Below are 12,933 nucleotides of genomic sequence, written 5' to 3' on the forward strand. Positions count from 1 at the left end.
TTCACAAAATAAGGTGCAACGTTAATTTCAACGACCGTAGACGATGTAAAATCACGCGCCGTATCAACCGTCTTGACTGCCCGACCCCCGCGAAGCGCCTTGCACGGCTGGTGGATGAAACACGTACCCACCGGGTACAGCTGATTAAACTGTTTCGCATTCATCTTTCAGACCCCAGCGCTTTTGCGCAGCATTGGTACAAAAATCAGCACGTAAGAGCGCATGTTCGGCATTGACGCGGTGGCACGGCATATTGCAGGCCTTACGCCACAGGTCTGCCGCAACGTCATATTCAGCGCGGCGTTCAGCAGCTGCCGCCCCGCGCGCGTAGGCAATAAAACGGTTACGCACGGCATTTTCATTAATCCGGTTTGAGCGGTTCGCCATATCACACCGCCGCAATATCAAGAGGGATATTCAGCAGCTTGCCGTCAGCATCTTTCTGACGGAAATTGATGTAAGCCTTGGAGACCGCCACCTGCAATGACTCAGAAATCGCCTCCATCGCCTGACGCCAGCGGTCATCGTCAATCTTGATACGGCGCAGGGACAGAATGCGGCCGGTATTGAGCTGGCCTTCTTTATCGACCGAGAACGCATCGCTGATGATGGCCTGCAGGTTGGCATTGGCACCCTGTGACCATTCATTGATGCATTCATCAATGATCTCTTTCGCAATCTGCAGCTCCGGCCCGAAGGTCAGCGAATCCTGCACCTTGATGCTGATTTGCTGGCTGCCGTCGTAGCTGGCGAACGTGACGTTACCTTTCACGCCACCACGGGTTTTGCCGTATTTCTCAGCCACCAGGTCGAGCCAGGCATAGCACTCGTCGAAAGACTTTGACTTAAACGCCTTGATACGGGCGCTTTCCTCCAGAGCCTCGGCAACCTGAGTACGGACGAACGCGTCCATTTCCAGGTCGAATCCGGACACCTGATCAACTGGCACCAGACGGTCTTTGCGGTCGCGCATGTAGCCTGCGGGTACTGTGTTCTCTTTAATGGACATTGTTTTTTCCTTCTTTTTTACGGTTGATGATGGCTTTACGAACTTTTTCACTAACATGGCCTGCAAGGCCAAACCCTACAGTTGAGGCGATTTTGGTGAGCAATGTGCTGTCACCGTCTTCTGCCTCGATGCGACACCCGCACCCGACACGGCTGGCGTTTTCAGTTAACGTGATGATGATTTTGGCCATTTACTATCTCCAGATGATGTGGGCGCCACGCCAGATGGTCATTTTGACGACGGACTGCACGCCGTTGCGGGTTTCGGTGATTTCTGCCGCACCCCGTTCCCAGGCTTTGAATGGGCGATCTACTTCAATGATCGGGCGACGAAAACGGGTGTTAAATTCCACAATTTTGATGCCGGCACGCATCAGCCCATTAATTGGGCGCATCAGTTCAGGGTTATTAATCGGTAACTGGCACATGTCGAATCTCCTAATTAATCAGCATTTCGGCGAACTGCCGGACGGTAGTAACGTTAACTTCGCGGTCATTGATATGACTGGTGCGGATGACACCACGCAGCAACTTGAACAGGCGGCGGGCATTGCCCCGACTTTCTTTGTAAAGCACTTCACTCATGTCCCTGGAAAGCACATCCGGCAGGATGGTTGAGGCAATAAGGTCGCTGTCGTCCTGAGAGAGGGCGTTTCCGATATTCAGGGCAAAACCGACGCGGCTGTGGAGCTGTACAAACTCGCCGCGCTTACCTTTCAGATTAATAATGAGGCGAGGCATACCGGCCAGGACAATGCCGATCCCCGTTTTGTCATGGATGCGACGCAGCACCTCCAAAGCCCGGTGTGGCAACAGTTCGCCTTCGTCAATCATCAGCAGATAACCCGTGTTCCGAAGCTTGGCCACGCACAGTTCAAACAGTTCGTGCATGTTTCCGCGCGTGGACAGGTTCAGGCGGTTGCAGATTTCTTCCAGCAGCACACGGGCGGTATAGCTCGGGTCAGCCTCAATGAGCAGCGCCGTCGGGTTGCTGGCCGCGTAGGATTTCAGGGCCATTGTCTTGCCAAGTCCGGCTTCGCCGTACAGCACGTTGATTTCACCGTCAACGTGTGCCAGCCGGATAATTTCCAGCGCCTTACGAGCGGTAGGTGTTGCAACAAACTTCACCTCGACCTTTTGCGCCTTGTCTTTTTCGCGGGTGCGGTCAATAAAGTCCTGCACCAGGGCATTAACGCTTTCCATATCGCCGGTGTACTTTTCCTGCAGGAACTGACTGACCAAAGCAGTACTCTTACCGATAGCGCGGGAAACCTGCGTTTGGGTGAGGCCTTTGCGCTCCATTAATTCGACAAGCTGTTCTTTTGTTGACATACTTTATTTCTCCAGTTGTGGTGAAGCGGTTCTGATGGCGGTCAGACCGCTTTATTTTTTTTACTCAAATACTCTTCACGCTCAGATTCGAATAAAAACATCGGCTCCCGGTCATCAATAATCTTCTCAGATTGCCCCTGCAGTAATGCCCCGAAATCCGGTGCGTGCTCGATAGTGCGAACAGGGTTCAGCTCAGCGTTAATTTCCTCAGCCTTACGCTCATTCAGCCCCATCCGGCGGGTATGACGGTCTTTCTTCACTTTCTCGATGTATTCAACCGGGAAGGCGGCGCGGGTGTTGCCGTTCCAGATGGCGGTACAAATAAAGGTGCCGTCGATATGGCGCACAGTGACGGACTCCGCACTGTGGATATCAAAAGCAACGGCCACTTCTTTGCCATCGACCTGGATCAAGTCTTCTGAGAAGTAATCGTTATTGAACAATTTGACCCAGCCACGCTGCGCGATACGGGTAACCTGCGGTCTGAACATGTCGCGCAATTCAACTACGGAAAGGCGGTCAATCTCAGCTTCCGGCAGCAGACTTTCACGGTATTCCGCCGGCGTGAAGTGCTTGCCGTCTTCGCGCTGTGGCAACTCACTGTGACGGTGCTGCGTGTTGTAACTCTCAATTTCAATCTCCATGGCATCCAGCAACTGATTCCACGAAGGCAGCTTGGCCAGCGCGTTCTGCTGAACGTTATTGAGTGGTTTGTTTTGGTTAATGGCGTTTACCGCTGAGTCGATTGCACGACTGGTAATACGCGCCGTTTCACGGTCGGCAAGCTTTCCGTTATAAGTGGCGAACTTACGGGCGATACGCGCCGGGATTTCCTTGTTCAGGCGTTCGATGATGCCGCGAGCCTGCGGATTGCCAGGAATACCGGTCGGATGCTCAATACCGAGACGCGGCAAGATACCCGTCAGCGGAGCGTCGAGCAGTTTTGCTGTTTCACCTGCACCGTTATCGGAGTAGTACAGCAGCGGCACGCCGTGACGCTCCATGCCATAGCGCAGCGCATCAGCCACCGCGATGGTGTTTTCAGACAGGCTCAGGCTCCAGCCCACAACAAAACGGGTGCGGCCATCGATAACCAGCGTGATTTCAGGCGTAAACGGCCGTCCGTGGTCTGGGTGCTGAACCTTCATTTTCATGCTGTGACCATCCCCGATCCAAACGCCATTCACCGGCATTTGTGACCAGTCACGTTTAACGTAAGTTTGCAGGGCTGTAAGCGCAGAACCGGTCACGCGACCACGCTGGCGAACCAGCTTTGGCAACTTATTCAGGGCGCGATGTACCGCATGTATTGACGGTATGGCCTGCAGCATGGCGGGCTGGTCGGCATACTGCTGCTGCCAGTCCAGGCAAAAACCTTCATAGGCTTCGGCGACAGTGATACCGTGCGTAGTACGATAATTGGCCATAAACATCGGCATCCAGCGGATGTTTTCGACTGGCTTGGCCTTGTTGTACCCCGGAGCCAGCAGAGCCAGGCGCTCAGCAGCATCTTTCCCGCGCAGATAATCCAGAACCCAGCCATTCAATGAACGGACACTCAACGTGCGTTCTTTACCACGGCGGGCATTGGCAAAACTGACACATTCCTGCAGCTGTTCCGGCAAGCTTTCAGACTGAGCCTTTGCAGTGATGTATTTGATCGCAGAAATGCGGCTTAAACCGGCTTCGTTCTCCAGGCGCAGAACCTCAACGACCAGAGCCATACGAGCATCGGCTGTGACACGCTGATCGTTATTAAGCACAGAGACCTTATTTTCCAGAATGGCTGGGCACTTACGCATCAGATCCAATTCCTGTGTGACCCTGACTGCGCTTTTACTGGTTTTTAAACTGTGTTTAAAACCGTTATTGGGTTTGGTTAACAGCGTATTTAAAAAGCGCTCTTGAACGATTTGCTTTGCTACTTCTGGCAAACAATCCATGTGATATTCGAATGCCTTTGAACCTTCACGGCGGCGACGTAATGCTGAATTCCCACCTGACTGCTTATCCAGGCGATTACGAATGTTGTGCTCCATCGTCGGAAAACCTGGAAGACCTGCACACTCTTTAGCTGTTAGCCAAATAGACATCTTTAAATCTCCGTCTTAGCAGCAGCACGTTCGCCAGGGAGATAGCGGCTTGGCCATATAACTTCTGGAGCGATACCGATTTTTTGTGCGATAGCTTCTTCATACCGACCGCACTTGCGATAAAAAACGTTACGAATACTGCTTTCCTTCAGCGACAACTCTTTCTCAATGTCACGGAGGTTGACGCCCTGACGATCCAGGGCAGCAATGATTGCCTTGCTAGACCAGTCACGCCCCGCATGAACAAACAAATTGGCCATATCTTGTTTCAGCAACTGCATTGTGTGATCCTCTTCTGTTTACCTAAAACGATAATCAAATGCGGTTATCGTATGCGTTTAAAGTTACTCGAACAATAATCCGATGTCAAATAAATACCTCGGTTTATTGTTTGGCTTTAATTTGACCCAGCAAGCACCACTAAATGGATTAACATCAATGACTTACAAGAAAAAAACCGCAGAAACCACAATTGACCGAGATCGGATTTTTGTCACGAGCGGAATAAACCGATTTAGCGAAAGACTTAAAACAGCAATGAATGGCATGAGTAACAGTGAGCTGGGTAGGAAAAGTGGCATGTCTGAAACGACGGTTAGGAAATACCTTCGGGGTGATATTTATCCAGGAATAGACAGTGCTGCCCTGGTGGCACATGCATGTAATGTTTCTCTTATTTGGCTCCTTTGCGGCGTCGAACAAAAGAACGAGGTAATGGTGCGGAATTCGTTCACAAAAAGCGATAACCCTGCCGATGCAATCTTACAAAGACTATCTACTGAGCAAGTTGAGGTACTGACTGATGCAATAATTTCGCATGGCATTTCAGGAATACTCTCGGCATTGAATGGGATGGCAAATGTTGAAAACTTCTTACAGCTATCCGAGGCTGAAAGAGCAAGGGTTCTTCGTGTTTACGAACAGATAAAAGAGGGGACATCTCAGAGCGGTCAAGGCATAGCTCAGCAAAGCCTCTTGTCAGATGATAAACAGGCTGGATAGGATAGGAAAAGTAAATGGGTTGGTGTTTTTAGAAAAAACTGACCACTATCCTATCGTATGCATCATTATGAAATAAATGACAATTAATTTAAGAAAACTTTTTAAACATCGACATGGCATCTTTCTTTATGGCTCTAAGGTAAAGAACATGTGAATTATCGATGAAGCCTGCTCAGAAGCTGTTTAAACGTGATCATAACAAGATCAGAACTGTGCAAAATAAAACGCATTTATTGATATTTTTGCTCGATTTTTCGTGAGCTATGCAAAACCTCTTAAATCCTCTGAATACCGCGCCCCGCCTGGCATTGCTATCTTCCAGACCTAACTTAATCACTATGCAGAATTGATCACTCCCCCACAGTACGGCGCGCAACGCTTCGCGGCTGACCTCCCCGGTTCGCCCGGTATGCACAAAGAATCCCCGACAGCGCTCCTGACGTACCATCGCCCCAAAGTCCAGGACATGCCCGGACGAAATGCAGCTGGAATAGCGTTTTGCCTGTATTAACCAGCGCTGGCCATTAATCCAGACCTGTCCATCGACCCCGCCGTCGCCGCTGTAGCGGGCATTTCGCTTTATCCGACATCCCTGACGGGCAAACGCCGTCATAAGCATTTCTTCAAATACATAGGGATTGATTTTTCGAAGGTAAACCAGCCTGGCAGCGTCATCCCTCAGTTGAGGGAGGCGGACAAGAATACGCGCGGCCTGACGCTGATAACGTCGGTGGCGGCGCTGACTTGCCGTGCCAAAGAGAAACGGCAGCAGCATGAATGCCATAGGAAGTAGCAGAACGCTCAACCACCATCCCGGCACGCCTTGCCGCAGGGCATTGAGAATCTGGCCCCCCGTAAGTGCAGGACTCATTGTGCAAGCCCTGTCTCGGTAATGATCAGCGGGTAGTGGGTCAGTTGCAAACGGCGAGCCAGGTCACTGCCGGAAACCGGCACCATATCGCTTCCCGGGAGCAATGCCTGCAACGCCTTCAGGCGGTCCTGGTCGGCAACGTTCACCACAAATCCGGTGGCATTGAGACGCGTAAGCTCGACCCTGCGCTGAGCCAGCCACTGCCTGGACAGGTCATCATCGCCGATAATAAAAACGGGCGGCATCCCAGGGAGGGTGAGTTTTCTGGGCATCACTGCACCGGGTGAAAGCTCAGGCGTGCGGACGGGTAATGCAGACGCCACAGAGACCTGCGCGGGCGCCTGAGGCTGATCCACTGATTCCGGCGGCGTAAATTCACCGGGCTGGTCATTCACCGCATCAAAATAGGTATCCGTTGGCTCTCCCCCGAGGTCTCCCACCACAGTCAACGCCGAATACCCCGCCGTTGAACACCCCACAGCGCACATCAATACCATCATTTTTAAGAATTTCATTTGGGCTCTATCCAGGTGAGTTGATTACTGGCCAGCGCAACTCCCTTCAGCGGCGTCGGCATCAGATAATGTGTGTCAGAAGCTTGCTGAACGGGGGCCAGGGTGTCGAGCTTACGGCGCACGATCGCTATATAGGTGGCCGCGGCTTTACCGCCGGCCGGGTGGTGGTAACACCCTGCCGCTTTAATCCAGCTCCCCGGACTGGCGTCATAGCAGGTTCGAAGAATGTTAGCCGCGACGCGCAGGTTGGTGTACGGGTCGAAGGCTTCATAAAAGGAGGTAAACAGATGGCCATTCCACCCCAGATTGACCTGAGCAATACCGACATCGATGCGTTTGAGCGGGTATTTCCGAACAAATTGCAGCAGGGCCTGCCAGGCGGCTTCGCGGGATTCAAACCGATAGCCCTTGCCCGCCACATTAATTGTCCAGGGCCACGGACGTTCGCCATACGGAAGACGCCGGGAGCTTTCAGTCAGGGCCAGGGAATATAACGACTCCGCTGGCACCCGCGCCGCCGCCGCGATCTGATGGTAGGCAGGCGGAATTTGCTGAAGCGGCTGAACGCTTTTCGCAACGCCGCACAGCGGCAGCATTAACAGTGCTGACATCAGAATGCGGCGAGTTGCCATCCGTTTTCCCCTTGCTGCAGGATCACCGGCATTTGCCCCTGACCGTAGGTCAGCCACAAGCCGCGATCGTGATTCAGTGTGATTTGACGACTTCTGACCCGGTCCACCGGAATGTTGTGGCTGACCGCCCATTTGCGCACGGTGTCATCTTTCCCATCACTGCCCACCAGGTAGATATCAACCGGGCGATTGTCCGCCAGGACGGCGGCGAGACGCGCATCACAGCGTTCACAGTTGTCGCGCACGAACAACGCCATGCGGCCGTTAGTGTCATGAGCAAGCCCGGAGGCGTTCCCCATATTGACCGACAGCGCATTAGGGTACAGACGGCTCCAGGCCGCATTAACTTCCCGCTGGAACGCCAGTTCCTTTTCCGTGCGCTGGTATTCTTCTTTCACCCACAGTTCCGCGAGCCGACGGCGTTCTGAAACGCTGTCGCTTTCCACACCCAGCGTGGTCAGCGGATCAAGCCCGGGAGACTGGATCCCTCGCTTACCCTGTTTCAGTTGCTGATACTTCTGCCACTCTGTATCACTTAGCCCCCATTGCTGGGCGGATTGCTGAGACTGAGACTGGAGAGACTTATCCTGAAGACTGCTTGCGGTTGACGTGGTGCTGGTTGCGCTGTTAACGGTATCCGCTCTGGCGGCACACGTTGCCAACAATATGAATAGCATCACTAAGCGACTGATTTTCATCACGACTCCTGTTTACTGCGCGCTGAGGCGCTGTGGTATACCGTTAACAGAGAACACTGCCTGATTGCCCTCAATGCTGCGCAGCTGCCATCCCCAGGCAGAATCACCCGGCGACAAAAGTTGCATCTGAGATAAGTTCGTAGCTCCCTGCGGCGCAATGACAGCAAAATTCTGACCGCCCCGCTGCTCAATGCCCGTCAGAATAAACGGCGCAGCCAGTGGCACAGTTCTGGCTGACCGCAGAGACTTTTTTGAGGCACTGGTTTTATGTTTTTTTCCGGCGTTGGCCGCACCGCCTGAAGCGGTAGCGGGTGGTTTCTGAGCCTGGCTTGCTTTGAGGGCGTCAACAGTGGCTTTGAGGGAGGAAAACTCGAGTGCGCTCGCCTGACCATTATCAAGCTCATACTGCAGCGCTTTTTTCTGCTCACTGATTTGGCTGTCTAACAGCTCAATTTTTTTGTTCTGGTCAGCGATTTGCCCGTCCAGCACTTTACCGAGTTCACTCATTCCTTTCAGCACGCCGGCTCTTAGCGCAAATCGTTCATCTTGCTCAGCAACGTGTTTTTCGAGCGCGGCCACTGACGATGAGAGCTGGCTGAGCTGGCCGCTGCGGAATGCGGCTTCGAGAGAGTTAACCCGAATGTCCATGTTGCTCAGTTGAAGATACAACACCACGCTGAGCACGCTCGGAGCAATAACACAGAGGGCAGCAACGCCGATGCCAGTACGTTTTAACAGCGCTGACTGACTCAGAGAGAAGGTCGAACGTCGAACGGCAGTGGCGTTTTGTTCACTGACGCTTTCACTTATAACGGGGTCTGGGACAGGTTCATGCTCTGGCAATGTTTCGGAGGTCATTGCACATCATCCTTTCAACTGTTCGGAAAGTTATAAGGTGCAAAACCGCAGGACGGAAGGCGATGCTTAACTAAATATCATTGTTTAAAAATTTCCAAAGTTAAGCTCCAAAATTTAACCTCAAAAACCAAAAGCTATGTAATTTTATTGTAAGAAGTGTTGGGTATTCGTAAGATAACTGCTTCTCAAAATTGCCCTTCCTGTTAGGGCCAATATAGCAATATAAAAACCATGCATAACGTCAAGACGTATGATTCAATTCAAGCTTTTAGGGGACTTGCTGCATTAGCAGTGATGTTCTTCCACTTCAGATGGCTCATAAACAATGAATTCCCTAATACCGGAGATTATCTTTTTGGGTGGGGAGCAATCGGCGTTGACTTATTTTTTATTATCAGCGGATTTGTCATTACACTGTCTGCACAAAAACTAGACACTGGAGTAAGCGCATCCTTGACCTTTATTAAAAGTAGATTAAAAAGGATAATGCCGACCTACTTTATCATTCTTCTGGTAGTTTTCATATTATCTGGCGGCATGAGTATATTTCATTATTCAGAAAAATTAGCTAATTTGGTCAGCGCGCTAACCTTCCGCCCAATATATACCTCTAACGCACCATTCTATATTAATGACAGCGGCGTATATGGTGTAAGATGGACGTTAAATTACGAGATTTATTTTTATTTAGTTTCCTCACTCTGTCTTTTAACTAAAAGACCTTTATTATGTTTACTATCATTTTTCATAACTGCACTTGTTATTATACCCGTAATATGTGGACAACAATTCACTTTATCCTCTGAAGGGTATCAATTCAATAATCCTTACTTAAATCTTCTAACAAATCCAATAAGTTGGATGTTCATTTCCGGTGTACTTATTGCTAAGTTAGTACCACTCGCCCAACGCTTACCGGCCACACTAAGAGTAACCTACTTAGCATGTGTTACCCTCTATACCGTATATAGCTTGTTTTTCCTTAAGCAAATTGGTCACGGGTTGTTATCATCAGGCTTTGCTCTGATATTACTTATGAGTGGGGTGGTTATGAATGACACATGGTTGAGACGATTCACCCCGAGATGGTTAATTTTCATTGGAAACATTTCGTACTCACTGTACTTAATCCATACATTAATGAACACAGGCCTTGGAAAACGGCTTGCGTGGACTGGTCTTAGTGACGGTGTAAGTGGGTTTATAATTTACTCGGTCATTTCATTGATATTAGCAACTCTTTCATATCGATACATTGAAACGTTATTTTTCAGCAGAAGTAAAAAAGTGAATCAAAATAGAAAAACAGATGGTTTAATTGCCGACAAATGAAGTTGGAAAATATTAAAAAAGCCTCCTACATGATAGTCAGGAGGCTTTTTTTTATTGTCGAACACAGGATGCCACTGCGGCATAGCATGAAGGCTTCCCTTGATTATTTGGCGTTGTTATTACCCAACGATTCCCAGGGTTATCTGCATAATTTGAGTCTGGAGAGTTGTAAGACCCACCTTCAGTCCACTTCGTCAGTTGATACCCTCCAGAAATTAATTTAGTTCCTGCCGGACACGTCGCATAAGCCGCTGTTAGGTTAGTACACGCAGATGGGCTAATCACTGTTTGAATGTCAAATGCTGGAGTTTGACGTTTCCACACTCCTGATTGACATGAAAGCAAGGCCCCGGTGGAATCATGACTAACACCTCCCGCATCACATCCCCAACCCTCATTGTTTATTTGGTCAAGCTGTAGGATCCCACCAGCAGAAAGACGGTCATCTGCACGAACGCTCCCCCCTCTGACCTGCCCACCAGTGTAGATATTTTTATCATTGATGGCTCGTACCCAGTCATTATCAGTCATAGTAAAACCACCTCCATGTGTTTCATTGAGCCAACCTTTACTGTCTCGGGTTATCAGCCACCCATTATTACTGCGGATATCACTGCCAGCGGTGATGGCGTTTCCCGCTGTAACACTATTGTTGGCCGTTACGTTGGAAGTTGCATTCACATTCCCCCCCTGAACTGTACCGGCAGCAGTAACATTGCCACTAAAGATTCCCGTCTGCGCGTTGACCGTATTGGTATTGTTGAGGTTATTACTCCCCATATCAATGCTCGTATGCATGCGGTTCAGGTCAGGTTTTCCTGTCACCGAAAAACGGTACAGGCGGTCACTCTCCTCCCGGGCCACACCCAGCTCATCAGAAGGGATAAGTGCCCCGACGTGCCCGCTGGACGTACTGACGCCAAAGCTAGCTAAAGGCACGCTCCAGCTCTCCATCGCGCCGGTCACATTGGTACTTTTCCAGACGTACGCCCCCAGGCCATCAATATCGACAGAGATCTGTCGAAGTGCGGCATACGGTAGACTTTCTCCGCCCTGGGTGATCACCAGTGCCTGCAGTTGGTCAGTGTTCGTCGCATTGCGCGTGACAGCTGCACTGATCAGTTGCCCGTCAGTTGTGGCATTACTGAATCCGGGTTCGATGAGCCCCGTATTTTTAAGCATCTGCGGGGTAATAATCACCGGTGCAGTGGTTCCTGCCGCAGCCAGAAGAGTGTCATAGTAGCGGCCCACATAGGCTTTCACCGACGATCGGAAGCGGGTCAACTGGGATGCCGTGACCTGCCAGCCGCGTTGCTGGATATAATCGTTGTAATACCCCATGGACCACACCGCCACCGCCAGGAGGATAAGCAGTCCGATACCGGTACTCATCACCGTCCAGCCGCGGTCAGCACGTTTTAAATTTGTCGACATACGTCACCACATGAATAAAGGATCTGAAACGTTGAGCGCCATAGACAGCAGCGCCCCGTAACCCAGCCACGGTCCCAGGGGCCCCCCGCGGGAGGTCTCCCGCGATCCGGCGTGCCAGAAAATAAAACCGACCAGCCCCACCATGAGAGTAAATAGAGTGAGGGGTGAACCAAACCAGGCGCCCAGACCAGCGGCCAGCCAGATGTCGCCCAAACCAAGCACTTCCCGCTGAGCGAGACGCTCTCCCAGCACGCTGATGAGCCACCCGATGCAGAACAGAATGAGGGACGTTAACGCATGGGCAGGAAGACACTCATTAACACAGGCAACGCAAAAACCTGCGGCAGTAAACGGCCAAGTAAAATCCCGGGGTAACCATCCCGTCAGGGCGTCAATGAGGCTCATCCGAAAGATAAATACGACAAAAAGAACCGACGTCATCAGCTCAAACGGTTTGCTGAGTGAAGACAGCATGACTATTGCGCACAGGGCAATGGCGTGAAGCCAGATATGCTGTTTGATAGCACGAACATCCGATTCAGAAAATGCCTGATGCCCGTAATCCTTCATCACGTCCGTTACCTGAGCGGTCTCAGAACGCAAGAACAGTAGTGCAAGGCAAAACAGCGGGAGCGACAGCGGCCAGGGGCCCACTATCGTCAATACAGTGACAAGTTCGGTCATATGACTATTCCCTTTTCCTGTTTCAGGATCCGTTTGTAGATGGCATAAATACGGTTGGCATAGGACTCACGCGTTTCATGGCGGTCTTTACGAAAACCGGCATTGTAGGAGCCCAGACAGTTCCAACTGATGCCACAGACCTGAAAATGTGACGCCAGAATCCGCGTACCGATTTGCACATTGAGACAGGGGCGCGTCAGGAGATCGCTTTTTTGAGTGATTACCCCGTCGCGAATAAGCTCCGGGATATGCGTTGAATTGACCTGCATCAGTCCGTAATCCTCACTCAGGGCACGGCCGGTCCGTTTGTCACGGTTAATGTTAATGGCGGAGGGATTCAGGCTGCTTTCTCCCCGGGCAATGGCCTTTAACAACAGAGGATCAATGTGGTATTTGGCACCAGCCGCATCAAAACAAAATGCGGCCGCCGGCTGGCACACGACCAGAAGCAGGAAGAAAAGAACGCGTGCCATG

General features: G+C 50.9%; 17 protein-coding genes. 2 read left to right on the forward strand and 15 right to left on the reverse strand.

All coding sequences use genetic code 11. The features are described from left to right. Positions 1 to 144: 144 nt before the first annotated feature. Genes DSM2777_RS00890 through DSM2777_RS00920 form a run of 7 tightly spaced genes read right to left on the reverse strand, consistent with a single transcriptional unit; the run spans position 145 to position 4,714 of the window. Entirely contained in the window at positions 145 to 387 is a 243-nt protein-coding gene (locus DSM2777_RS00890) for an ANR family transcriptional regulator (RefSeq protein ID WP_061552929.1), read from the reverse strand. A 1-nt stretch (position 388) separates the two neighbouring features. Beyond that, complete coding sequence (locus tag DSM2777_RS00895) at positions 389 to 1,009, reverse strand: DUF3164 family protein (RefSeq protein ID WP_061552930.1); 621 nt, start codon at positions 1,007 to 1,009, stop codon at positions 389 to 391. Beyond that, complete coding sequence (locus DSM2777_RS00900) at positions 999 to 1,199, reverse strand: hypothetical protein (RefSeq protein WP_061552931.1); 201 nt, start codon at positions 1,197 to 1,199, stop codon at positions 999 to 1,001. Before DSM2777_RS00900 ends, DSM2777_RS00895 begins: the two co-directional genes overlap by 11 nt. Positions 1,200 to 1,202: 3 nt before the next feature. Then, positions 1,203 to 1,436 (reverse strand): hypothetical protein, encoded by a 234-nt coding sequence (locus DSM2777_RS00905; protein WP_061552932.1) that lies wholly within the window; start codon positions 1,434 to 1,436, stop codon positions 1,203 to 1,205. Positions 1,437 to 1,446: 10 nt separating this feature from the next. Further along, positions 1,447 to 2,340 carry an AAA family ATPase gene (locus tag DSM2777_RS00910; protein WP_061552933.1) on the reverse strand — a complete coding sequence of 298 codons (894 nt, stop codon included), beginning with the start codon at positions 2,338 to 2,340 and terminating at the stop codon, positions 1,447 to 1,449. A gap of 41 nt (positions 2,341 to 2,381) precedes the next feature. Further along, entirely contained in the window at positions 2,382 to 4,433 is a 2,052-nt protein-coding gene (locus tag DSM2777_RS00915) for a Mu transposase C-terminal domain-containing protein (RefSeq protein WP_082790837.1), read from the reverse strand. Between the two features lie 2 nt (positions 4,434 to 4,435). Continuing rightward, positions 4,436 to 4,714, reverse strand: coding sequence for a helix-turn-helix domain-containing protein (locus DSM2777_RS00920; RefSeq protein WP_061552934.1), 279 nt, complete (start codon positions 4,712 to 4,714; stop codon positions 4,436 to 4,438). Positions 4,715 to 4,796: 82 nt separating this feature from the next. Here DSM2777_RS00920 and DSM2777_RS00925 point away from each other — a divergent pair, with 82 nt between their 5' ends. Beyond that, positions 4,797 to 5,435, forward strand: a complete 639-nt coding sequence (locus DSM2777_RS00925) for a helix-turn-helix domain-containing protein (protein ID WP_082790838.1) — start codon at positions 4,797 to 4,799, stop codon at positions 5,433 to 5,435. Positions 5,436 to 5,628: 193 nt separating this feature from the next. On the opposite strand, the gene DSM2777_RS00930 is transcribed toward DSM2777_RS00925, so the two are convergent. The 5 genes from DSM2777_RS00930 to DSM2777_RS00950 are packed head-to-tail and all read right to left on the reverse strand — an operon-like array spanning position 5,629 to position 9,009. Beyond that, positions 5,629 to 6,306, reverse strand: coding sequence for a restriction endonuclease (locus DSM2777_RS00930; protein WP_064645407.1), 678 nt, complete (start codon positions 6,304 to 6,306; stop codon positions 5,629 to 5,631). Continuing rightward, the gene (locus DSM2777_RS00935) at positions 6,303 to 6,821 is read right to left on the reverse strand and encodes an integrating conjugative element protein (RefSeq protein ID WP_061552936.1); all 519 of its coding nucleotides are present in this window, start codon (positions 6,819 to 6,821) and stop codon (positions 6,303 to 6,305) included. The genes DSM2777_RS00930 and DSM2777_RS00935 overlap by 4 nt, the downstream gene beginning before the upstream one ends. Next, entirely contained in the window at positions 6,818 to 7,453 is a 636-nt protein-coding gene (locus DSM2777_RS00940; protein ID WP_061552937.1) for a transglycosylase SLT domain-containing protein, read from the reverse strand. Before DSM2777_RS00940 ends, DSM2777_RS00935 begins: the two co-directional genes overlap by 4 nt. Then, positions 7,432 to 8,151: a TIGR03759 family integrating conjugative element protein gene (locus tag DSM2777_RS00945; RefSeq protein WP_061552938.1), complete on the reverse strand. Its 720-nt coding sequence runs from the start codon at positions 8,149 to 8,151 to the stop codon at positions 7,432 to 7,434. Before DSM2777_RS00945 ends, DSM2777_RS00940 begins: the two co-directional genes overlap by 22 nt. Positions 8,152 to 8,163: 12 nt before the next feature. Beyond that, positions 8,164 to 9,009: a hypothetical protein gene (locus DSM2777_RS00950; protein WP_061552939.1), complete on the reverse strand. Its 846-nt coding sequence runs from the start codon at positions 9,007 to 9,009 to the stop codon at positions 8,164 to 8,166. A gap of 231 nt (positions 9,010 to 9,240) precedes the next feature. Between DSM2777_RS00950 and DSM2777_RS00955 the strand changes: the two genes are divergently transcribed. Then, positions 9,241 to 10,341, forward strand: a complete 1,101-nt coding sequence (locus DSM2777_RS00955) for an acyltransferase family protein (RefSeq protein WP_061552940.1) — start codon at positions 9,241 to 9,243, stop codon at positions 10,339 to 10,341. A gap of 51 nt (positions 10,342 to 10,392) precedes the next feature. On the opposite strand, the gene pilV is transcribed toward DSM2777_RS00955, so the two are convergent. From pilV to DSM2777_RS00970, 3 genes are read right to left on the reverse strand one after another with little or no spacing between them, the layout of a single operon-like run. After that, positions 10,393 to 11,775 carry a shufflon system plasmid conjugative transfer pilus tip adhesin PilV gene (gene pilV, locus DSM2777_RS00960; protein WP_061552941.1) on the reverse strand — a complete coding sequence of 461 codons (1,383 nt, stop codon included), beginning with the start codon at positions 11,773 to 11,775 and terminating at the stop codon, positions 10,393 to 10,395. Positions 11,776 to 11,778: 3 nt separating this feature from the next. Then, positions 11,779 to 12,459, reverse strand: coding sequence for a prepilin peptidase (locus DSM2777_RS00965; protein ID WP_061552942.1), 681 nt, complete (start codon positions 12,457 to 12,459; stop codon positions 11,779 to 11,781). Next, on the reverse strand, positions 12,456 to 12,932 hold the full coding sequence (locus tag DSM2777_RS00970; RefSeq protein WP_047609031.1) for a lytic transglycosylase domain-containing protein: 477 nt from the start codon (positions 12,930 to 12,932) through the stop codon (positions 12,456 to 12,458). The genes DSM2777_RS00965 and DSM2777_RS00970 overlap by 4 nt, the downstream gene beginning before the upstream one ends. Position 12,933 lies beyond the last annotated feature (1 nt).

The organism is Obesumbacterium proteus (genome assembly GCF_001586165.1).
GTDB classification, from domain to species: domain Bacteria; phylum Pseudomonadota; class Gammaproteobacteria; order Enterobacterales; family Enterobacteriaceae; genus Hafnia; species Hafnia protea.